Source organism: Acetobacter vaccinii, assembly GCF_008365315.1.
GTDB lineage: Bacteria > Pseudomonadota > Alphaproteobacteria > Acetobacterales > Acetobacteraceae > Acetobacter > Acetobacter vaccinii.
In genome coordinates, this window is sequence record NZ_CP043506.1 from 94,317 (window position 1) to 117,532 (window position 23,216).

The 23,216-nt window shown below is 62.2% G+C and carries 15 protein-coding genes; 10 read left to right on the top strand and 5 right to left on the bottom strand.

Going from position 1 to position 23,216, the window contains the following annotated elements:
• Positions 1 to 25: 25 nt before the first annotated feature.
• Complete coding sequence (locus FLP30_RS00385) at positions 26 to 1,270, bottom strand: CCA tRNA nucleotidyltransferase (protein WP_149277844.1); 1,245 nt, start codon at positions 1,268 to 1,270, stop codon at positions 26 to 28.
• Positions 1,267 to 1,842: a DUF1285 domain-containing protein gene (locus FLP30_RS00390; protein WP_149280129.1), complete on the bottom strand. Its 576-nt coding sequence runs from the start codon at positions 1,840 to 1,842 to the stop codon at positions 1,267 to 1,269. Before FLP30_RS00390 ends, FLP30_RS00385 begins: the two co-directional genes overlap by 4 nt.
• A 124-nt stretch (positions 1,843 to 1,966) precedes the next feature.
• Between FLP30_RS00390 and FLP30_RS00395 the strand changes: the two genes are divergently transcribed.
• The 5 genes from FLP30_RS00395 (at position 1,967) to FLP30_RS00415 (ending at position 9,620) form a co-directional block, all read left to right on the top strand.
• Positions 1,967 to 2,986 carry an AAA family ATPase gene (locus FLP30_RS00395; protein WP_149277845.1) on the top strand — a complete coding sequence of 340 codons (1,020 nt, stop codon included), beginning with the start codon at positions 1,967 to 1,969 and terminating at the stop codon, positions 2,984 to 2,986.
• A 4-nt stretch (positions 2,987 to 2,990) separates the two neighbouring features.
• Entirely contained in the window at positions 2,991 to 3,977 is a 987-nt protein-coding gene (locus tag FLP30_RS00400) for a DUF58 domain-containing protein (RefSeq protein ID WP_246856542.1), read from the top strand.
• On the top strand, positions 3,974 to 6,802 hold the full coding sequence (locus FLP30_RS00405; RefSeq protein WP_149277846.1) for a DUF4159 domain-containing protein: 2,829 nt from the start codon (positions 3,974 to 3,976) through the stop codon (positions 6,800 to 6,802). The genes FLP30_RS00400 and FLP30_RS00405 overlap by 4 nt, the downstream gene beginning before the upstream one ends.
• Entirely contained in the window at positions 6,799 to 8,943 is a 2,145-nt protein-coding gene (locus tag FLP30_RS00410) for a VWA domain-containing protein (RefSeq protein ID WP_149277847.1), read from the top strand. The genes FLP30_RS00405 and FLP30_RS00410 overlap by 4 nt, the downstream gene beginning before the upstream one ends.
• A gap of 77 nt (positions 8,944 to 9,020) precedes the next feature.
• Positions 9,021 to 9,620 carry an ankyrin repeat domain-containing protein gene (locus FLP30_RS00415; RefSeq protein WP_246856543.1) on the top strand — a complete coding sequence of 200 codons (600 nt, stop codon included), beginning with the start codon at positions 9,021 to 9,023 and terminating at the stop codon, positions 9,618 to 9,620.
• 380 nt (positions 9,621 to 10,000) lie between these two features.
• Here FLP30_RS00415 and FLP30_RS00420 read toward each other — a convergent pair whose 3' ends face one another.
• The 3 genes from FLP30_RS00420 to FLP30_RS00430 form a co-directional block, all read right to left on the bottom strand.
• Positions 10,001 to 11,104 carry a site-specific DNA-methyltransferase gene (locus tag FLP30_RS00420; protein WP_149277848.1) on the bottom strand — a complete coding sequence of 368 codons (1,104 nt, stop codon included), beginning with the start codon at positions 11,102 to 11,104 and terminating at the stop codon, positions 10,001 to 10,003.
• Entirely contained in the window at positions 11,101 to 11,730 is a 630-nt protein-coding gene (locus FLP30_RS00425) for a ribonuclease HII (RefSeq protein ID WP_149277849.1), read from the bottom strand. The genes FLP30_RS00420 and FLP30_RS00425 overlap by 4 nt, the downstream gene beginning before the upstream one ends.
• Positions 11,731 to 11,855: 125 nt before the next feature.
• Positions 11,856 to 12,161: a CsbD family protein gene (locus FLP30_RS00430; protein ID WP_149277850.1), complete on the bottom strand. Its 306-nt coding sequence runs from the start codon at positions 12,159 to 12,161 to the stop codon at positions 11,856 to 11,858.
• 120 nt (positions 12,162 to 12,281) lie between these two features.
• Between FLP30_RS00430 and FLP30_RS00435 the strand changes: the two genes are divergently transcribed.
• The 5 genes from FLP30_RS00435 to FLP30_RS00455 all read left to right on the top strand — a co-directional run bounded on the left by FLP30_RS00435 (position 12,282) and on the right by FLP30_RS00455 (position 23,169).
• Positions 12,282 to 13,685 (top strand): MFS transporter, encoded by a 1,404-nt coding sequence (locus tag FLP30_RS00435; protein ID WP_149277851.1) that lies wholly within the window; start codon positions 12,282 to 12,284, stop codon positions 13,683 to 13,685.
• Positions 13,686 to 13,944: 259 nt separating this feature from the next.
• Positions 13,945 to 15,159, top strand: coding sequence for an efflux RND transporter periplasmic adaptor subunit (locus FLP30_RS00440; protein ID WP_149277852.1), 1,215 nt, complete (start codon positions 13,945 to 13,947; stop codon positions 15,157 to 15,159).
• Positions 15,156 to 18,329, top strand: a complete 3,174-nt coding sequence (locus FLP30_RS00445) for an efflux RND transporter permease subunit (RefSeq protein ID WP_149277853.1) — start codon at positions 15,156 to 15,158, stop codon at positions 18,327 to 18,329. Before FLP30_RS00440 ends, FLP30_RS00445 begins: the two co-directional genes overlap by 4 nt.
• Complete coding sequence (locus FLP30_RS00450) at positions 18,326 to 21,613, top strand: efflux RND transporter permease subunit (RefSeq protein WP_149277854.1); 3,288 nt, start codon at positions 18,326 to 18,328, stop codon at positions 21,611 to 21,613. The genes FLP30_RS00445 and FLP30_RS00450 overlap by 4 nt, the downstream gene beginning before the upstream one ends.
• Positions 21,610 to 23,169, top strand: coding sequence for an efflux transporter outer membrane subunit (locus FLP30_RS00455; RefSeq protein ID WP_408834571.1), 1,560 nt, complete (start codon positions 21,610 to 21,612; stop codon positions 23,167 to 23,169). Before FLP30_RS00450 ends, FLP30_RS00455 begins: the two co-directional genes overlap by 4 nt.
• Positions 23,170 to 23,216 lie beyond the last annotated feature (47 nt).

Here is a 23,216-nt window from a genome sequence, read left to right on the forward strand (position 1 = left end):
GCCATGTAAGTGGTGGTGGTGGTTTTTAGTGCGGCTGCGCGTGCAACACTGCTGCCAACTGCGCCAGACAGGCCACCCGCCCGGCCCGGCACCCACCAGCCCGCCACCATTGCCTGACCTGCCCCAGCATATGGCCAACCTGCGGCCCGGCAGGCAGGCCCGCGGCCAGCACATCACGCCCGGCGAGTGGAAACTCCGGTGTTTCCAACGCCTCCAGACAGGCCCGCACTGTACGGAAACTGGCCCCGCCATCGGCCATCACCGGGGCATCGTCTCCCTCTGCCAGCCAGAGCCTTCCGAGCAGAACCTGTCGGGGCTCCTCCGACAGCAGCACACGCAGGGCGTCGTCCAGAGCCTCCCCAGCCCCTTGAGCAAAGAGCTTTTTTTCTTCCTGCGTGAAGCAACGGAGCAACGCCTGCACAAAGTCGCTTTCAGCCCGCGACACCTTCAGCCGTTGCACCACCTGCCGGGGCTGATGTGCCAGAGCCACCAGCAGCAGTAACGGATCACGCGGGGCCCCTGTCGCGACAAGTCTCTCCAGCCGCGCCAGACTGGCACCACCGGGCATGATTTCAGCCAAGACACCTGCCTGCTCCATCAGGTGCAGGGTCTCAACCACCTGTGGCCCGGCCAGAATGCGCTTGAGCTCAGACCATATGCGCTCAACCGACAGCCCCCGCAGCAGAGCCACCTGACTGCTAATGGCCTGCAAGGCGGACCCATCCGGCTGCCCACGTCCGTAACGTGCCTGAAAACGGAAATAGCGCAGGATACGTAACGCATCCTCCTGAATCCGCAGTACGGCGTCGCCTACAAAACGCACATGCCCCGCTGCCAGATCTGCCTGCCCTCCAAAGTAATCGTGCAAGCCGCCAGCCCGGTCGAGCGAGAGGGCATTGATGGTAAAATCACGCCGTTGCGCGTCCTCCTGCCAATCGGCTGTCCAGCTTACGCGGGCGTGGCGGCCATCAGTTTCCTCATCCCTCCGCAGGGTTGTAATTTCATAGGGGGCGGCATCAATCACCGCTGTCACCGTGCCGTGTTCCAACCCTGTCGGCACAGCCCGCACCCCTGCCTGCTGCAATGCATGCAACACGGCTTCGGGCGGCTGGGGCGTTGCCATATCCACATCCGTTATTGGGCGGTTGGCCAACAGATCACGCACCACCCCGCCTACAAGACGGGCATCCGGGAGAATCTGCCACAGGAGCCTGATTGCGGCCTGGCTTTGCGGCGGCAGTTGCCCCAGCAGGGCCAGCCCATCTGTCATGCAGCCGATGGCCCCTGTGCCCGGGCGAGGGGGAAAAAACACCCGCAGCTCCACACCCCCATGCAGGGCACACCCTGGCAACTGCCCGGCTCGGCCAGAGCGGCAAGTTCGTACCACACGCTGCGGGCCAGACGGGCCTCCAACGGGTAGGCGCCATCCCCTTTGCGTACAAGCAGATAGGGAGGACACCCCTCCGTACAGGCCTCGGCAGGCACGTCCCAGACAGCCCGAATCGGGTGGTCGGGGCCTGCTGTCACCATCTCGTCCATATTGGTGCGAAAACACAGGCGCTGCGTGCGGCCCACGCCGCTCCAGTCCAGTTCGACTGCAACAAACGCCGCGTCTTCCACGCTGACGTAACCTGTCTCGAAAGGCGATCGCAGCAGGTAGTCACCATGCTCGTCGCGTGTCAGCAGCGAGCCGAAAAGGCAGACCATAGCCTTGCGCCGCACTGGAGACCCCCGGTACAGCCACTCCCCATTGCGCCGGATCAGGAAGGGCAGATGCCTGTCCCCCGCCTTGCCCGTTGCCGCTCCATCCTGTTTCGCACTGTCACGCACCGCAGCATCCATCTCGTCTGCCTGTTCACCTTTCACTGGCCACCAGCCCTGTAAAGCGTGTCCATAGGTTGCCCCAGATGATATAGGAAGCATACCCTGCTTGATGTAAGCCCCGCATTGACGCCAGACTGGACCTATGACCGCATCAGACACCCTGCCCCCCGCCCAGCCCCGGACCACCCCGCTGGAAGTGCGCGAAGCCGACCGCGTATGCGCGCTGCTTGGAACCGCCCAGAAGGAGCTGGCCAGTGTCATCTTCGGACAGGACGCGGTTATCCGCCTTGCGTTGACCGCATTGCTGTCGGGCGGGCACGCCCTGCTGGTCGGCCCGCCCGGCTTAGGCAAGACCCTGCTTGTCAGCACCATTGGCACCGTACTGGGGCTGGAAACGCGCCGTATCCAGTTTACACCCGACCTCATGCCCTCTGACATTACCGGCAGTGAAATTCTGGACGAGGACGCTACCGGCCGCCGCAGCTTCCGCTTCGTACGGGGGCCGATTTTCTGCCAGATGCTGATGGCGGACGAAATCAACCGTGCCAGCCCCCGCACCCAGTCCGCCCTGCTGCAGGCCATGCAGGAACACCGCATATCGGTCGCGGGGGCCGAGCACGCCCTGCCGCGCCCCTTCCACGTGCTGGCCACCCAGAACCCGCTGGAGCAGGAGGGCACCTACCCCCTGCCCGAAGCCCAGCTAGACCGTTTTATGCTCCAGATCGTGCTGGACTTCCCCGCCGAGGATGCAGAACGCCGCATGCTGCTGGCCACCACCACGGCGCAAGAGCACACGGCTCAACCCGTCATGGATGCACAGGCCCTGCTGGATGCACAGGCTCTTGTCCGCAGCATGCCTGCGGGTGAGCGAATTGTGGATGCCATCCTGCGCCTTGTGCGCTCGGCCAGACCGCAGAACACAACCGACGCCACGATCCGCAACCAGGTGTCCTGGGGGCCGGGCCCACGCGCTGCGCAGACACTCATGCTGGCCACGCGCGCCCATGCCCTGCTGGATGGCCGCCTGTCCCCGAGCATGGAAGATATTGCCGCACTGGCCGTGCCGGTACTGGCCCACCGCATGGGGCTGACCTTTGCCGCCCGCGCCGATGGCCTGCGGCCAGAGGATATTGTAACCCGGCTTGTGGCCGCGCTGGGCTGAGCCATTGCGCGGCACTCTTACTTTTCTGGCTCCTCTGACCCGCCGCCTGCGCCGTGGGCAGACGGCGGGTGCCAGCCTGTCTGCTACCCGCCACCCAACCCCTGCGGCCGCAAGCGTAGCCTCCGCCGCGGCAACCTTGGCCGAGCGCATGCCCGACCTGCTGTTACAGGCCCAGCGCGCCACAGCCAGCCTGGCGGCAGGACAGCACCAGCAGCACCGTGCAGGCTGGGGCGAAACCTTCTGGCAATACCGCCCTGCCCAGCCGGGCGAACCCGCCAGCCATATCGACTGGCGACAGTCGGCCCGCAGCACCCACGCCCAGGTGCGCGAGCAGGAAGCGGAATCCGCACGGACCATTCTGCTGTGGTGTGATTTTTCAGCCTCTATGCAGTGGCGGTCAGACACAGCCCATGCCTACAAGCTGGACAGCGCCATCCTGCTACTGCTGACCATGGCGGGCCTGCTCCTTCGTGCAGGGGAGCGTGTGCGCCTGCTTGGCCCCGATGGCCCTGTTGCCCTGCCCCCTACCGGGCCTGCTCTGGAGCGGCTGGCGATTGGTCTGACAAGGCTTGCCACGGCCGCATCAGCCAGACCGTATCCTGCCCTGCCCCCCACAGGCCACCTGCCACGCCATGCGCATATCCTGATTGCCAGTGACTTCCTCTGCTCCGAGGACGCATTGAACACCTGCCTGCGCCAGATTGCCAGTTCCCCCGCCCGTGCCCATCTGATCCATATTATGGACCCGGCGGAAATTGACCTGCCCTATCAGGGTCGTGTTCTGTTTACAGGTCTGGAAGGCGAACCCGCTGTCGAACTGTCGGAAACCCAGGATATCCGCCAGGATTATGCCCGCCTTGTCAGCGCCTATCAGGAACGGCTGTCCCAGTCAGCCGTGCGGCATGGGCATGACAGTGTGCAGCACCGGACAGACAGCGCCCCTCTGCCCTCCCTCCTGGCGCTACATGCGCTGATGGGCCACCACGCATGATTTTTCAGTTTCCCGCCCTGCTTCTGGCCCTGCTGGGGCTGCCCGTTGTCTGGTGGCTTTTACGCGCAACGCCACCAAATCCACGCCAGCAGGCTTTCCCGCCCGTTGCTTTTCTGGCGCGCCTGCGCGCCAAGCGGAGCGAGGCCGTGCGCTCGCCCCTGTGGCTCCTGCTTCTGCGATGTGCGGCACTGGCTCTGGTGATCTGCGGTTTTGCTGACCCCTATCTGCCGGGTGCATCAACCATGCCACCGGGACGTGGGCCGATCCTGATTGTTGTGGACAACGGCATGTTTGCCGCCGCCGACTGGGCTGAACGCCTGACAACAGCCCAGAAAATTGTGGACGACGCCGACCGCGCCCATGCCGACGTCACGCTGGTTCGCACAGCCCCTCGCCCACCGGAATCCGCAACGGCTGACGAGCAGAGACCCCAGCCCGCCGCCATGGTGCGGCAGATGCTCGACACTTTACGCCCCGAGCCTTGGCCGTCTGACCGGGCCGCGACAGCCCGCCTACTCAGCGCGCTCCCAAAAAGCCATTACGGTGCCGTGTTTTACCTGGCCGATGGTGTGGCCACGCATGACGATGCCGCTTTTGCCTCCGCCTTGCAGGCCCTTGGCACCGTGCGGGACATTCGCTTCCCCCATCAACGCGCTCTGGCACTGGCCCCAGCACCTGCTGGTGGAACAGATGTGGTGGCGAGGCTCATGGGTATTCCCTCAGGCCAGCCGCGTGATGTGCATGTCATGGCCCGCGCGCGCGACGGCGGTATGCTGGCTGTCACGCCGGTTACCCTCCCGGCGGGGGCTGCCCAGACCGATGTGCACCTGGACCTGCCAGCCGAAATTCGCAACCGTGTCGATTCTCTGAACGTGCAGGATATTGCCAGCGCAGTCACAACTGTCCTGCTGGATGAGAGCGACCGCATGCGGCCAGTGGGGCTGCTGTCCACTGGCGCGGGGGATACTCCGCTCATTGGAGCCCTGTTTTACCTGCGTCGGGCTCTAGCCCCGACCTCTGACATTCATGAAGGAACAGCAGCCCGCCTGCTCTCCCGCCCGCTGTCCGTCCTGATTGCCCCTGATGGCAGCCTGGCCAGCGCCGAAACCCGGCAGACAGTCCGCGCGTGGGTGGAAAAAGGTGGCACGCTGATCCGTTTTGCAGGCCCGGCTCTGGCAGGCGGCACCCATGACAGCACCCCAACGCCAGACAGCCTGCTGCCTGTGCCGCTGCTGGACGGCGCACGTCAGCTTGGCGGGTCCATGACATGGGGCGTGCCCCAAAAACTGGCCCCTTTCGACACCACCTCCCCGTTTCATGGGTTAAGTGTGCCGCAGGATGTCACCGTAGCCCGGCAGGTGCTGGCCAGCCCCACAGCCACGTTGTCAGAACAAAGCTGGGCACGACTGGCCGATGGCACCCCGCTGGTCACTCATGCTGCACTGGGCAAGGGGGAGGTTATTCTGTTCCATGTCAGCAGCACGGCGGACTGGTCCAACCTGCCCCTGTCGGGCCTGTTTGTCTCCATGCTGCAAAGGCTGACGGAACACGCCAGCGGTGTGAGTACACCTGCTGACACGACCGTTCTGGCTCCTGCCATGACACTGGATGGCGAAGGTATTGCCGGGCCCCCGCCGTCCTATGCCCGCGGCCTGAAAAGCAGTGCTTTTGCCAGCACTGTTGTATCGCCCGAGCACCCCCCCGGGCTCTATGGCCCCGGCAATGGCCGCAATGCCCTCAACGCCGCCAACCATCTGGAGCCACTCCAGACCGAAGCCTCTGCTGGTGTCCTTACCGACCCAGCCGGGCAACAGCCTGACACAGTGCTGGGCCAGTACTGCCTGTTGCTGGCCCTTGCCCTGCTGCTGCTGGATGCGGCTGTGGTCATTCTGATGCGCTCAGGTCTAGGCAGGCTGGGTCAGGTTGCTGCTGTGTTGGCAATCATAGCTGCCAGCACGCCTCAGGCTCAGGCTCAGGCTCAGGCTCAGGCTCAGGCTCAGGCTCAGGCTCAGGCTCAGGCTCAGGCTCAGGCTCAGGCTCAGGCTCAGGCTCAGGCTCAGGACAGTGCATCGTCCCCGCCTCCGTCAAGCGTGCCGGGTGCTGCGCTGGAAACCCGTCTGGCCTATATCGCAACCGGGCATGACGATGTTGACACAGCCTCCCGCCAAGGGTTGCAGGGGCTGTCCAGCTTTGTAAACGCCCGAACATCCGCCGTGCTGGGCCAGCCCGATGCCGTGCACCCGGATACGGATGACCTCAGCTTCTACCCGCTGATCTATTGGCCGATCACACCGGACACAACACTCAGCCCGGCTGCAACGGCTGCTCTCAACCGGTTCATGGCGCATGGCGGTATTCTGCTGGTGGATACACAAGGGCAGGACAACACCAATGGCAGCGAGCCAGACCAGCCTTTTGCGGGCGATGCCTCTGGCACCCATGCGGCCTTGCAACGGGCCACAGCCGGGCTGCTGGTACCGCCGCTGGTGCCCATGACTGACCACCACCTGCTGGCCCATACATTCTACCTACTGCACGACTTTCCCGGTCGTTATGCTGGCCAGCCCATCTGGGTCGCGCGTGAGGGCGATGCTGAGAATGATGATGTCAGCCCCATCATCATCGGCGGAGCTGACTGGGCTCATGCCTGGGCGGTGGATGCACAGGGCAATACTCCGTATTCCGTCGTGCCCGGTGGTGCTGACCAGCGCCAGCAGGCCTATCGGTTCGGACTAAACACCGTCATTTACGCTCTGACAGGCAGTTACAAGGCTGACCAGGTCCATGTGCCCATGCTGCTGAAACGGCTGGAGGACAAGCCATGACCGACATGCTTGCTCACTCCATAGGCTTTGCACCGCTGGTGCCGCTCTGGCTGCTGGCTGTGCTTGGTCTGCTTGCCCTTGTCCTGTGCGGCGCTGGCCTGCGGTATGGGGGCAGGCTTGCTGCCCTGCTACGGCTCGGGGCGGTGGCCCTGCTGCTGTTCTGGCTAGCTGGCCCGCAGCGCCTGCGCGAGAGCTGGCACAACCTGCCGCAGACTGCCCTGTTGCTGGTCGATCAGTCGCCCTCCATGTCGCTTGGGCAACGCGCCACCATTGCCCGCAAGGTAGCGGATGTTATCGCCCATACGCAAACCCCTGACCTGACCATTCGTACCGTCAGCGTGCGTGAAAACGGCCATGAAGGCACCCGCCTGTTTGACGCGCTGGATCAGGCGGCGGCGGACATTCCCCCCGCCCGCCTTGCCGGCGCGATCATGATCACCGATGGCCAGAATACGGACACACCCGCAGCCATTCCCGAGCGGCTGCGCCCGGCGGATGATCACGGCCACCACACAACCCTGCCCCTGCATGTTCTGCTCACCGCTCCGGGGGAGGAAACTGACCGCAGGCTACGTGTCCTGTCTGCTCCCCCCTATGCCATTGCGGGGCAGACCGCCACACTGCGGGTCGTCGTGGATGATACAGGCCCAGGCACCCACGCGGGCACCCCCGTCACCCTGACCGTGCATATGAATGGCGAGGCCACACAGACGATTGCCGCCCGCACGGGGGAACCCCAGGATATTACCGTGCCTGTCGCGCATCCGGGGCAGATCCTGCTTGATGTTGCGGTCTCCCCCCTTGAGGGCGAAGTCTCGGCGCTGAATAACCAGACGGTCATTCCCATTACCGGCATTCGTGACAGGCTGCGGGTGCTGCTGGTGTCCGGCACACCCAATCAGGGCGAGCGCGTGTGGCGCAGGTTGCTCAAGGCCGACCCGGCGGTGGACCTCATCCACTTCACCATTCTGCGGCCCCCGGAAAAGGATGACGGCACACCGCTGTCCGATCTGGCCCTGATCGCCTTCCCTGTACGCGAGTTGTTTCAGGACAAGATTGACCAGTTTGACCTGATCATTCTCGATGGTTTTGAGAACCGGCATATCCTGCCCCGCACCTATCTCGACAACATCGCGTGGTTTGTACGCAAGGGCGGTGGGCTGCTGCTGACAGCAGGACCGGAGTTTGTCGGCCCAGGGTCGTTACAGGACACGCCGGTGGGCGACATTCTGCCTGCCCATGTCGCGGGTGAAAGCAGCATGATGGCGCAACGCTTCCGCCCCCGGTTGACAGACACCGGGCAGAAGCACCCTGTCACGGCATCCCTCCCCGGTGCGCCACAGGCTGACACGCCCGATGCCACACTCAACGTGCCTGGCGCATGGGGGCCGTGGTACCGTGCGCTCCGGCCCGACAGCACCCATGGGCAGGTCCTTATGGCCGGGCCTGACAGCTCCCCCCTGCTGGTGCTTGATCGCGTTGGCAAGGGCCGCGTGGCCCTGCTGCTGTCTGACCAGATATGGCTTTGGTCCCGGGGGGAAGGTGGCGGTGGCCCACAGGCTGAACTGCTGCGCCGTATCTCCCACTGGCTGATGAAAGAGCCGGAACTGGAGGAAGAACAGCTTGCCGCCAGTATGGCCGATGGCACGCTGCATATAACCCGCAGGAGCCTGACCAACACTGCGGACACCACTGTCAGCGTCACCGGCCCCGATGGACACAGCCAGAAAGTGCCCCTGCACGCCAATGCCGCCGATGGGGTGCAGACCGCAAACCTGCCGGCCACCGCCAATGGCATCTGGCAGGTTACAGACGGGGTGCATACAGCGTACGCGGCACCAACCCAGAGCGACACGGCCGAATTTACCGACCTGAGAGCAACGGCCGACCACCTTGCGGGCATGGCCCAGCAGACGGGAGGCGGTGTTTTCTGGCTTGGCACGTCTGACAGCCTGCATATTCCCACAATCAAGGCTGCAAACGGCTCCACCCTGCATGGGGCAGACTGGCTGGGCTTCCCCCACAGGGGGGCGCATACGGTTACGGGGCGCACGACATCGCCCCTGCTGCCCGCCTGGCTTGTGCTGAGCCTGACTCTTGCGCTGCTGTGCGTGGCCTGGTGGCGGGAGGGTCGACGCTAACGCCACTCCAGCCCAACGCCTTTGCGGCTTATCCGCGCTGTGATAAAACAGTACGCCTGTGCACTGATGGACTGATCATGACCCGTTTTTCCCGCCTTGTAGCCTCTACATTAGTCCTGTGCGGACTGACGACCGCCTTATCGACCCCTGTTCTGGCTGCCTCGGAAGGGGAAGATCAGGCCGCGGCCGCCGAGGCGGCTGAAAAAGCCGAAAGCAGACAGGCGGCCAAGCAAGCCGCCCCGCCAGCGGCCATCCCCGGTGCGGAAGGGCTGGACGAAGACAATGGCGACCATGTCGGCAAGGATGTGGAGCCCACAGCAGCGCTGTTTGACGCCATCAACCGTGGCAGCGTGTCCGCCGCCAAGGAAGCCGTGAACCGTGGCGCTGACCTGGAAGGCCACAATATTCTGGGGCAGACCCCGCTGGACATGTCCATCGACCTCAACCGCAACCCCATTACCTTCCTGCTGCTGTCCCTGCGTGGTTCGGACTCCATCCGCACGGCCGGTGGACGGGGCGGACGGCGTATGCGTGCCAGCATTTCCGGCGGTCTGAGTGGCGATGTGGATGATGGTGATACGGCAAGCTACGCCCCCTCCGCCCCAGCCCGGCACTACGATACCTCCGGTGGCACAACCCGCCCGTCGGAAGGCTTTCTGGGCTTTGGTGGCAGCTAAGACCCAAGCCGGTCTGGCGACGAAATGCTCAGTCGGACCGGTTGTGTAGCGGCTTGATACCAGCCCGAGCTCTTTTTCGGGCTGCTTCAAAAACACAGATTAAAAAGCTGACCCGCGCATGCCGGGTTCGACATAAATTGGCATCACTGTGCCGACTGCCGTGCCATCACATATTAATACCATTAGTTATAAAATGTGACCTGCCGCGCAGAGACAGGTTTTGTAACGAGAGAACCGGAGTGCTTATCGGACAAGCCTCCGTCAGGCAAACGTAACCGATTTCAGCAGTGACTTCTGCACGCGTGGGCCGTATCGCCGTTAACGTCCTGACACCCGCCTGCTCTGCACATTGCCAGACACCGCAACAATGGCCGGCTCCGTCAGCCCGCAGCAGCGGCGCGCAGGGTTTCCTGCCGCAGGACATCGAGCGGATGCAGTGCGCCTTCCCGCTCAAAATGCCAGAATGTCCAGCCATTGCAGGACGGCGCATTGGTCAGCACAGCCCCCATTTTATGAATGGACCCACGCTGCCCGGCGCAGACGAGAGAACCATCGGGCGCTACCACAGCCTGCACGCGGCGCTTTTTGTCATACACGACCGTGCCAGCGACAATAACACCCTGCTCCACCAGGCTCCCAAAAGGCACACGGGGGGCCTCACGCTTGTCCTGTGTGGTCCGCACGGCTTCTTCCGTCATCGGCACTTCACGCGCCACGCGAGCCATGGCGGCCTCAACGTAGTCGGGATGGCGCTCAATCCCGACAAAATGGCGGCGCAGACGGCGGGCCATGGCCGCAGTCGTACCCGACCCCGAGAACGGGTCCAGCACGACATCATTCACCGTAGTCGAGGCCAGCAGAACGCGATGCAGAAGGCTTTCGGGCTTCTGCGTCGGGTGCAGTTTCAGTCCATGCTCATTGCGCAGGCGCTCGTTGCCTGTGCACAGGGGCAGGTACCAGTCCGAGCGCATCTGCACATCATCGTTCAGAGCTTTCATGGCCTGATAGTTAAAGCGATAGCGGCTGTCCGGCCCACGGGCTGCCCAGATCAGGGTTTCATGCGCGTTGGTAAAGCGCCGCCCCCGGAAGTTGGGCATGGGGTTGGACTTACGCCAGACAATATCGTTCAAAATCCAGAACCCGAGGTCCTGCAGGATCGCGCCCAGACGGTAGATATTGTGGTAAGAGCCGATCACCCAGATTGTGCCGTCCTTATGCAGCAGGCGGCGGGCCTCTGACAGCCAGGAACGGGTGAAGCGGTCATACTCCTCGAGATCGGAGAACTTGTCCCAATCGTCATCCACACCATCGACAAGGCTGTCGTCGGGCCGGCGCAATTCACCACGGAGCTGGAGGTTATAGGGCGGGTCTGCGAAAATGCAGTCCACGGAGCCTGTGGGCAGACCGCGCATGACATCAACACACTCACCACGCAGAATCTGGTCGAGCGGAAGCTCCATGGAAACCGATTTCGCGCCATTCATGCCTGCTTCTCCGTCTGTCCGGCCGCTACCTGCCTGCGCACCGTGCCAAATGTTTTCCTGTGATGGGGGGAAATACCCGCAGCCCCAAGGGCCTGCCGGTGTGCTGCCGTGCCGTAGCCCGCATTGCGCTGCCAGTCGTAGTCCGGCCAACGGGCACCCAGGCGGGCCATAATGCGGTCCCGCACGACCTTGGCGACAATGGATGCCGCTGCAATGGACAGGCTAAGCCCGTCCCCGCCGACAATGGCCTGTGCGCTACACCCAAAGGCGGGCAGCTTGTTGCCGTCCACCAGCACATGGTCGGGCAGACGGGGCAGCCGTGCCACCGCCCGCTGCATGGCCAGATGGGCGGCGTTATGGATGTTCAGCGCATCCACTTCCTGCGTGGATGCCGCACCAATGCCAATTTCCACCCCTGCGACTGATGGCAGGCGTGCGGCAATGGCCTCGCGCACGGCGGGCTTGAGTTTTTTGGAATCATCCATAATGGCGGCGAGGTCATCTGGCACGCCGGCCGAGAACACCACAGCCGCTGCCACAACGGGGCCGGCCAGCGGGCCACGGCCCACTTCGTCCACCCCGGCGACCCGTCCGCCATGGTTCTGTTCTCGCGTAAAATCCGGCATTGCCCCTCTTTCCGTCCATTTTGAACGACTCGGCTAAAACAGCCGAGTCGCTCATTTGCGACTCGCAGGGACAGGAGAAGCATTTTTTTACCGGGATATGCAAGAGTCCCGGTAAAATGATTTTGTCAGGAACGCTTGCGACGGGGGAAAAGCAGCCAGCCCAGCGCCAGGCTAAGCCCGGAAACCAGCCCTACGGACAGCAGGGGCTTGTCACGCACGAAAGTAACAATTTTTTCCACCGTGCTTTCGCCTTCCTCATACAGATCAGCGAAATCCTGCTGCATATGGCCAGCAAACTGGTCAAACTTGCCTTCTGCCTGCAGGCCGATGTCCCCTGTCAGGCCGCCTACTGCGTCCTTGACATGTCCTTTGACATCCTTGGCCACGCCCTGAATTTCGTTTTCAGCGTTCTTGATCTTGTCGTCAGTCATGACATAGTCCTTTCAGGCTCTGATCGTGCGGCCTGGGTTCCATGCGCCAGCAGGGCTGGCTATTGGAAGCCGCACGACTGATAAACGGTATCAGACCGCAAAAACGCGCCGCTGGCTAGCATGGCTTTTCCCACACGTACTCAACTCATCGCGCTGACTGTTTCGTCCCTGCTGTTCATGGAACAGCTCGATGGCACAATTCTGTCCACCGCCCTGCCCGCTATCGCGCAGAGCCTGCATGTTGATACGGTTTCAACATCGGTCGCCCTTACATCCTATATCGTCGGACTTGCCATTTTTATTCCCGCTTCTGGCGCGCTGGCAGACAGGATAGGCAGCCGCACGGTGCTGCTGGTGGCTATTTCCATTTTCGTGCTGTGTTCGCTGTTGTGCGCAGGGGCTCATTCCCTGCCATTTCTGGCTGCCATGCGGGCCTTGCAGGGTGTGGGTGGCGCCCTGATGGTGCCGGTAGGGCGGCTGGTCGTCATCCGTGGCACCCCGCGCGACCAGCTTGTGCGGATCATGACGTGGATGACACTGCCTGCAACACTTGGCCCCCTGCTGGGGCCAGTGGTGGGCGGCTTTGTCACCACATGGCTGTCGTGGCGGTGGAACTTTTACATCAACATCCCCGTAGGGCTGCTGGGGCTGGCGTTAACCTGGCGCTATATCCCGCAAGTGCATGAACCCTCACCCTCGCCCTTTGACTGGCATGGGCTGTGCCTGTCTGGCGGGGGACTGGCTGTTCTGTCTGTTTTTGCCGAACTGTTCAGCCACGGGGCGGGCAACTGGGCCGTGCTTGCCACCCTGCTGGGCGCAGGGCTGATGCTGATGGTGCTGTACATGCGCCATGCAGCCCACCTTGCCGCCCCGCTGCTGGACTTCAGGTTGATGCACTTTGCAACCTTCCGCGCGTCACTTCTGGCTGGGGCGGCCTCACGCATTGCTGTGGGGTCCATGCCTTTCCTGCTGCCTGCGTATCTTCAGCTTGGCAGCGGGCTGAGTGCGGCACAGAGTGGGCTTGTCACCTTTATTGCGCCGGTGGGCGCTATTCTGACACGGCCTTACGTGCCTGCGCTGCTCAAACACTGGGGCTTTCGTCGGGTGCTGATGGTCAATGGCGTTTCGGCCGCTATCGTTTTTGGCCTGATTGCGCTCTACCGGCCCAGCCACCCGCTATGGACGCTCTCTCTGGTGCTGATTGTCGCCGGGGCCACGCAGTCCATCCAGTTCTCGGCCTATAATACCGTTGCCTATGCCGATATCCCTCCCGGCCGGATGAGTGCTGCCACAAGCCTCTACGCCACCATGCAGCAGATCATGCTCTCCGCGGGGATTTGTGTGGCCGCTGCGGTCTTGACGCTGCTGGGTGATGTGCGTGGCCATGCCCAGCCAACCTCGGGTGATTTTTCTGTCGCCTTTGCCGTCACAGGGCTGATTTCCCTGCTGGCCAGCCCTCTTTGCGCCATAATGCCAGTCAATGCTGGCGCGCAAATGAGTGGCAATCTCAAAAAGCCCAGCTAGACAGGACCCGCCGACACCGCCACAATGACGCCGCCAATGGTTTGGATACTCGGCCCGTGTGCCCCCGCGCCACCACCCCGATGCCCAACCTGCGGTGACGTGTACGCATGATACCATCCATTCGAGAGACAGACATTTGATACTGGCCACGCACTGCCACAGGCCCACCATGGCGCTGCTGACCAGGCCCGCCCCTGCTGTCGGGTCCTTTCCTATTCTCGCCCCGCCCCCTCCACACGGTGAATGAACAGCACGCTCCATGGACGACCATAGCCCGGCCTCCCCCCCTTCTGCCTCCCCCTCCGCACACCGCCGCAAGCGTCGGCTGCTTGGTGGCGCGGCTGTTATCGGTGTCTGCGTACTGGCCTTTGCCTTCCTGCGCCCCCATGGCAAGGAGGGTGGCACCCACGGCCACCATACGGGGGAACTGCCACAGCCCGTAGCCGTGCAAGCCGCCAAAACAGGCAGCATGCCCGTGGTGCTGACAGAACTGGGCACGGTCATTCCCATCACCAACGTGACGGTCCAGACCAGGGTGGAGGGCTACCTGCTGGAGGTACTGTTTACCGAAGGGCAGCATGTTCACAAAGGCGACCAGCTGGCCCTGATCGACCCCCGCCCTTACCAGGTACTGCTGAAACAGTATGAAGGCCAGCTTGCCCATGATCAGGCCCAGCTTGATCAGGCCCGCGTGGACAACGCCCGCTACCAGCGCCTGATCCGCCAGGACAGTATTGATGCCAAAACCGCGCGTGATCAGGAATTTATGGTCAAGCAGCTTGAGGGCACGGTCAAATCCGATCAGGCGCAGGTGGATAATGAAAAACTGCAACTGATCTACTGCCATATTACCGCCCCGGTGGACGGGCGCATTGGTATCCGCGCCGTGGACAAAGGCAACTTTATTGCTGCCGGTCAGTCTGGCGGGCTGGCAACGCTGGCGCAGATGCAGCCCATATCAGTCATCTTCACAGTTCCGCAGAACCAGTTGCCTGAAGTACTGGAAGAACTGCACACCAAGAAATCCCTGCCTGTTGAAGCCTGGGACAGCGCCAACTCCGCCAAGATTGCTGATGGTGCCACCAGCGTGCTGGATAGCGAAATTGATACCGCCACCGGCACGGTGCGGATGCGCGCCATTTTCCCCAATGAGGACGAGCACCTTTTCCCCAACCAGTTCGTCAACGCCCATCTACGCCTCAAAACGCTTGAGCATGCCCTGCTGATCCCCACGACCGCCGTGCAGACCGGGCCATCAGGCCAGTTTGTCTATGTGGTCAAACCGGATGACACAGTCAGCGTGCAGACTGTCACCACCGGCATGTCGGACGCCACGAATACGGTGATCCTGACCGGGGTGAAGGATGGCGACAGAGTTGTCACCGATGGCACAGACCACCTGCGGGCCGGGGCTAAAGTCAGCATACCCGCAGCCGCAGCACCCTCCACCGCCACAGGCAACGCAACGCCGTGAACCCCTCCGCCATTTTCATCCGCAGGCCGGTCGCAACCACGCTGCTGATGCTGGCCATTTTTCTGGCTGGCCTTCTGGGCTACCATTTCCTGCCCATTTCCGCCCTGCCTCAGGTGGACTACCCCACCATTACGGTGGACACGTTCTACCCCGGTGCCGGGCCGGATGTCATGGCGACCTCCGTTACCGCGCCGCTGGAAACACAGTTCGGCCAGATGCCGGGGCTGGACCAGATGACATCACGCTCATCCGGTGGGGCGTCTGTCATCACCCTGCGGTTTGACCTGTCGATGTCGATGGATGTGGCCGAGCAGGAAGTGCAGGCCGCCATCAACCAGGCCAACTCCCTGCTGCCGACCGACCTGCCCGCTCCGCCTGTTTACGCCAAGGTCAACCCCGCCGACACACCCGTGCTGACACTGGGCATTACCTCGGCCACCATCCCCCTGCCCGAGGTGGAAGACTATATCGACACCCGGCTGGCCCAGAAGGTCAGTCAGATTTCGGGCGTCGGGCTGGTCAGCCTGTCGGGTGGCAACCGCAAGGCCATACGGGTGCGGGTCAATGTGCCCAAGCTGACATCCTACGGGATCGACATGGACACGTTGCGCACGACCATCGGCAACGTCAACGTCAACTCCCCCACAGGCACGTTTGACGGTGCAAAGCGGGCAGCCACCTTGCGGATGGACGGGCAGATTACCAGCACACAGGTGCTGCTGGATCAGGTTATTGCCTATCAGAACAGTGGGCCGGTGCGGATCCGCGACATTGCATCGGTTGTGATCGGGGCGGAAAACACCCAGCTTGCCGCATGGGCCAACAAGACCCCGGCCCTGATCATGAATGTCCAGCGTCAGCCCGGCGCGAACGTGATTGCGGTGGTGGACAATATCAAGGCCGCCCTGCCCACCCTGCGCCAGACCCTGCCCCCCGGCATTGATATTGTGCCGCTGACCGACCGTACCACCACCATCCGTGCCTCGGTCGCGGATGTGCAGTTGGAACTGTTTCTGGCGCTGGTACTGGTGGTTGCTGTTATTTTTGTCTTCCTGCGTAATGTCCCGGCCACCATTATTCCGGGCCTGTCTGTGCCGCTGTCCATTGTGGGCACGCTGGCCATTATGTACCTGCTCAACTTCTCACTCGATAACCTGTCCCTTATGGCGCTGACCATCGCCACCGGCTTCGTGGTGGACGATGCCATTGTGATGATCGAGAACATCTCCCGCTATATCGAAGCGGGGGAAGACCGGATGACGGCGGCCCTCAAAGGCTCGGGGGAAATTGGCTTTACCATTATCTCCCTCACCATCTCCCTCATCGCGGTGCTGATCCCGCTGCTGTTCATGAGCGATGTGGTCGGCCGCCTGTTCCATGAATTTGCGCTGACACTGGCCACCGCCATTGTCATTTCGGCCATCGTCTCGCTTACCCTTGTGCCGATGATGTGTGCGCGCATCCTGACCGAGCGCCCGCATGATGTCAGCGCTGCGGCAACCCCCTTCCAGCGCTGGTCCGCCCGTATGGAAGAAGCAACCCAGCGCCTGATCAGCTTTTATGACAGGCTGCTGGACGTAGTGCTGGCCCACCAGAAGCTGACACTTGCCGTCGCTGTCGGCACACTTGTGCTGACTGGCGTGCTGGGCTGGACCATTCCCAAAGGCTTTTTCCCCGTGCAGGACACCGGGGTTATTCAGGGCATATCCGTCGCAGCACAGAGCATCTCCTTCGATAGCATGAAACAGCATCAGGAGGCTCTGGCGGCTGTGGTGCTGCAAGACCCTGATGTGGCCTCGCTCTCCTCCTTCGTCGGGGTGGACGGGCAGAACGCCACACTCAACCAGGGCCGCTTTCTGATCAATCTGAAGCCCCACGACAGCCGCTCCGCCCCCATGGCCGATATTGTCCGCCGGATCGAGGCGGAAACCCGGCAGGTGGCAGGCATTACCCTGTACCTGCAACCTGTGCAGGACCTGTCGCTGGACACCACTGTGACCGCCACGCAGTACCAGTTCCTGCTGGAAAACCCGGATTATGACGCCTTTAAAACCTGGGTTCCCAAGCTGATTGAACGCCTGCGTAAAGAACCCGCGCTGACGGATGTCACATCCGACCTTCAGGCCGAAGGGCTTGTCGCGCGGGTCACGCTGGACCGACCCACAGGGGCGCGCTACTCCATCACGCCGCAGACGGTGGATAACGTGCTGTATGACAGCTTTGGCCAGCGCCAGATTTCGACCATCTATACCCAGTCCAACCAGTATCGCGTGATTATGGAGGCCGACCCGCGCTTCCAGACCAGCCTGTCCTCGCTCAACCAGTTGTATATGCCCGGCATCAGCGGCAATTCGGGGGAAAGCACCACAGGCCCCACACGCTCGCCCACATCAGGGCTGGTGCCTCTGACGGCTGTTACCGCCATTACGCAGGAAACAGCGCCGCTGCTGCTGACCCATTTTGGTCAGTTCCCCGCCACCACCATTTCCTTCAACCTGGCACCCGGTTACACGCTGGGGGATGCCACACAGGCAATCCGTCGGGTTGAGGGCGAGATTACCCTGCCCTCATCCTTCCAGACATCCTTCCAGGGCACGGCTGCGGCTTTTGAAGGGTCTTTGGGGAACGAGATGTTCCTGGTCGCGGCCGCCATTATCGCGGTCTATATCGTGCTGGGTATTCTCTACGAAAGCTTCATCCACCCGATCACCATTCTGTCCACCCTGCCCTCTGCCGCCATTGGTGCGCTGCTGACCCTGATGGTGGCGGGCACGGGGCTGGATGTCATGGGGATTATCGGCATTGTGCTGCTGATTGGCATCGTCAAGAAAAACGCCATCATGATGATCGACTTTGCGCTGGAAGCCGAGCGTGAACATGGCATGGACTCCCTGCAATCCATCCGCACGGCAGCCACACTGCGTTTTCGCCCCATCCTGATGACAACCCTGGCCGCCATGCTGGGGGCCGTGCCGATGGTGGTGTCCAGCGGCACGGGGTCGGAACTACGCTATCCTCTGGGGTTGGCCATTATCGGGGGGCTTGCTTTTTCACAGTTGCTGACCCTGTTCACTACCCCTGTGATTTATCTGACCCTTGACCGCTGGAGCCAGCGCTGGAAGCCGCTGCGCCACACCACAACACCGCCCACCGGGCAGGCTACCCCGTGACGATCAGCCGGGTCTTCATAGACCGGCCGGTCGCCACCATCCTGCTGACCCTGGCCCTCCTGCTTGGGGGGCTTATGGGCTACCGCAGCCTGCCGGTGTCCGACCTGCCTAATGTGGACTTTCCGGTCATACAGGTGCAGGCCCGTCAGGCTGGCGGGTCGCCCGAGGAAGTGGCAAGTTCCGTCGCTGCCCCGCTGGAGCGCCACCTGGGGCAGATTGCAGACCTGACGGAGATGACATCACAGTCCTCTCAGGGTAGCACGCGTATTACGCTGCAATTCGCGCTGAACCGCGACATCAACGGTGCCGCGCGGGATGTCGAGGCCGCCTTGCAGGCCGCCCGGGCCGACATGCCCTCCACCCTGCGGCAGAACCCCAGCTACAGGAAGGCAAACCCCAATGGCGCGCCGATCCTTATTCTGGCCCTGACATCGGACACCCATACCCGGCCCCAGCTTTACGACTACGCCACCAATGTTCTGGTACAGCATCTGTCGGCTGTGCAGGGGGTTGGACAGGTCGAAATCAGCGGCAGCGCCCTGCCTGCCATCCGTGCCGAGATCAATCCTCTGCCGCTTTTCCAATATGGCATCGGGCTGGAGGATATCCGGGCAGCCCTGGCCTCCGCCAATGCCCATACACCCAAGGGCATTATCGACCAGGACGGCAGGCGCTTTACGCTGGATACCAATGATCAGGTAACACAGGCGGAGGATTATCGCGGCCTTGTCATTGCATGGCGCAACAGCCGCCCGGTGCGCCTGACCGACATTGCAACCGTCACCAACAGTGTGGAAGACCTGCGCAACGCCGGGTATTATAATGGCCATACATCGGTCATTGCGGTTGTCTTCCCGCAGGCCGGGGCCAATGTCATCCACACGGTTGATCAGATTACCGCCCGCCTGCCCATGCTGCGTAAGGCACTGCCCGGTGGGGTGGACCTTCACATCGGGCTTGACCGTTCCCTGACCATCCGCGCCGCGCTGGCCGACACTCAGCTCACGCTGATTATTTCTGTCGTGCTTGTGGTGCTGGTGGTGCTTGCCTTCCTGCACTCCCTGCGGATGACGCTGATCCCTGCCGTGGTGGTGCCCACATCCATTATCGCCACCTTTGGCCTGATGGCGTTGTGTGGGTTCTCGCTCGACAACATGTCGCTCATGGCGCTGACCGTCTCCACCGGGTTTGTGGTGGATGACGCCATCGTGGTGATGGAAAACATCGCCCGTTATATCGAACAGGGCATGTCCCCGCGTGAGGCTGCCATCAAAGGCAGTGGGGAAGTGGCCTTTACCGTTACCTCCATTTCCATCTCTCTGATTGCGGTTTTCCTGCCTATTCTGCTCATGGGCGGACTGGCCGGGCGGCTGTTCCACGAATTTGCGGTCACGGTGTCCCTGACCATCCTGATCTCTCTGGTGCTGTCGCTGACACTGACCCCGATGATGGCCGCCTATGTGCTGGCCCCAACCCAGCAGGCGGCCAAGCCCATGCGGCTGGCACGCTGGCTGCTGCGTGGGCTGGACCTGATGCAGGCAGGCTATGCCCGATCGCTTGATCTGGCATTACGCCATGCGCGCCTTGTGCTGTGCAGCCTGCCCCTGACCCTGCTGCTGATTGTCGCCTTGTTTGCCCGGATGCCCAAAGGGTTCTTCCCCGTGGAAGACACAGGCATGCTGATGGGCCATTTGCAGGCTGATCAGGATATTTCCTTCACCGCCCTGACCCAGAAACTGGCCAAGGTGCAGGATGTCATCCTTCAGGATCGGGATGTCGAAAGTGTTTCCTCCTTTATCGGCGGACGGGGCACAGCCAACCAGGCCAACCTGTTTCTGCAACTGACAGACAAGGCCCAGCGCAACGACACACCCCAGCAGTTGATCGCGCGCATCAGCCGGAAACTGCATAATCTGGTCGGGGCCAGTTTTTTCCTGATGGAGCCTGGTGTTGTCCGTGCGGGGGCGCGAGCGGGCAATGCGGCGTATCAGTACACCCTCAACGGTGGAGATGCGGCTGAACTATACACCTGGCAGGCCAAGCTGCTGGAGGCGCTACGCAAGCACCCGGAACTGACAGAACTCTCCTCCGACGTGCAGACCGGCGGGGCGGCCATTACCGCACGCATCAACCGCGATGCCTCTGCCCGCGTCAGCATTACCCCCCAGCTTTTGGGTAACACGCTGTACGACGCCTTTGGCCAGCGGGCGGCCTCGGTCATTTACAACCGCCTTAACCAGTATCGCGTCATCATGGAGGCCGACCCCACGCTCTGGCCAGGGCCATCCAGCCTGTCGCAGGTCTGGGTCAGCGTTGCGGGCGGCTCTGCCGGGGGCGGCACAAAAGCCAACACAATCCGCGTGCGCCGGACATCCGGCACCGATGCGGCAGGCAGTAGTGCGGCCTCCAGCCTCAGCAGCCAGTCCTTCCGCAACCAGATTGCCAATACGCTGGCAGGAGGGGCTGGGGCCTCCAATGGGTCGGCGGTCAGCACATCGTCAGAAACCATGGTGCCGCTGACTGTGGTGTCCAAGCTCAAACCCACCCAGACCCCCCTGGCTGTTAACCATCAGGGAGATAGTGTGGCCGCCACACTCTCCTTCAATCTGGCCAGCGGGGTCGCCCTTAGTCAGGCAACACGGATTATCGAGGAAGAACAGGTGGCCCTGCACATGCCACCCACCATCCATGGCAGTTTTGCGGGCAATGCGGCGCAGTTCCAGAGTGCCGTCAACAACGAACCACTGCTGGTTCTCGCCGCCCTCGTTGCTGTCTATGTCACCCTTGGTATTCTGTATGAAAGCTATGTGCACCCGCTGACCATTCTTTCCACCCTGCCTTCCGCCGGGGTGGGAGCACTGCTGGCCCTGCAACTGGCTGGGGAGGAGTTCTCCCTGATTGCCATGATCGGGATTATCCTGCTGATTGGGATCGTCAAGAAAAACGCCATCATGCTGGTGGATTTTGCCATTACCGCCGAGCGTGATGAGGGGCTGTCACCGCTGGAAGCCATACGCACCGCCTGCCTGCTACGCTTCCGCCCGATCATGATGACATCGGTTGCTGCGGCACTAGGGGCCGCCCCACTGATTATTGCCAACGGCTATGGGGCCGAGTTGCGGCGCCCCCTTGGCATTGCCATTGTCGGCGGGCTTATCGTCAGCCAGGCGCTGACCCTGTACACAACCCCTGTTATCTACCTGACATTCGACAAATTACGCCTGCGGGCCAGCACGCTGGCCGCCCGCTCCTTCTTCCTTCGCAGCACCAGACAGGACATCTGATGGCCCCGTCGTCTTCCTCCTCTCCCCGTTTTCATTTCCGGCATCTGGGCGCACTGCTGCTTCCTGTCCTGGCAGCCGGATGCATGGTGGGACCTGACTACAAACGCCCCAGCGCCGTGATTTCACCCACCTTCAAGGAACTGCGCCCCGCTCCCGGCTGGCATTATGCCAACCCGCAGATGGCAGAACTGCCCAAGGGAGCCTGGTGGCGCATTTACAATGACCCGCTGCTAAACCAGTTTGAAGCGCAGGTTGAAATCAACAACCAGAATGTCCTGCAATACGAAGCCCGCTATCGCAACGCCCGCGCGGCCATTAACGCAATCCGCGCCCAGCTTTATCCAACACTCAGCGGCTCCCTCTCCTTCAACCGTCAGAGTTCGGGGCGTGGGTCGCGCTCATCGGGCACCATTATCAACTATGGATCGTCCACTACCAGCAGTGTTGCGTCCAACTCGACCGAGAACACCTATGCCCAAGGGCTTAATGCCTCCTGGGACCTTGACCTGTGGGGGCGCATCCGTCGGCAGATCCAGGCCCAGGTGACAGAAGCCCAAGCCTCTGCCGCCGATCTGGCCAATGCCAAGCTGTCCTATCAGGCACAGTTGGCGACTGCCTATTTCAACCTGCGCTATCAGGACAGTCTGCACGACATGCTTGAGCGCAATGTTGCGTTCTATGAGCGCTCTTACCAGATTACCAAAAACCAGTATGAGGCGGGCACAACAGACCCCACCACCCTCATGCAGGCCAAAACGCAGTTGGAACAGACACGCGCCCAAGCCATTGCCACCGACGCCGCCCGCGCGCAGTACGAGCACGCCATAGCCACCCTGATGGGCAAAGCCCCGGCAGACCTGTCCATCCCCCGTGGTGCCCTGCCCATGGCCATTCCGCCCGTGCCGGTGGCCCTGCCTGCCGCCCTGCTGCAACGCAGGCCCGATATTGCTGCTGCCGAACGCCGGATGGAAGAATACAACGCGCAGATTGGTACCGCGATTGCCGCCTTCTACCCCGATGTCAAACTGACTGCTTCCTATTCCTATAGCGGTGACCCCATTGGTTCTCTGGTGCAGGTGGCCAACCGTATCTGGTCACTTGGTGCCTCGGCCACGGAAACCCTGTTTGAAGGGGGTGCCCGTACCGCCGCCGTGCGGGAAGCCAACACCAATTACGATGCCTACGTCGCCACTTACCGCCAGACCGTGCTGACCGCCCTGCAAGCTGTGGAAGACCAGTTGGCCAACCTGCGGGTCTTGTCCGATCAGGCCCAGCAACAGGCCATTGCTGTTGAAAGCGCCAACCGCGCCGCCACCATTGCCTTCAACCAGTACATGGCAGGCACGGCTATTTACACCACGGTGATTACGGCGGAGGTCACCGCCCTTTCCAATGCCGAGACCTCCTTGCAAATCCAGCAAAGCCGCATTCTGGACTCTGTCAGCCTGATCGAGGCTCTGGGCGGTGGGTGGGATGCAACAAGCCTGCCCAGCAAGAACTCCATGCAGCAGGACAACCCGCTGCTGCCCTCCTTTATCCAAAAAGACAAAAACTGACAGCACGCCCCTTCGGCACAAAAAAGCCCTCCCGCTGTTTCGGCGGG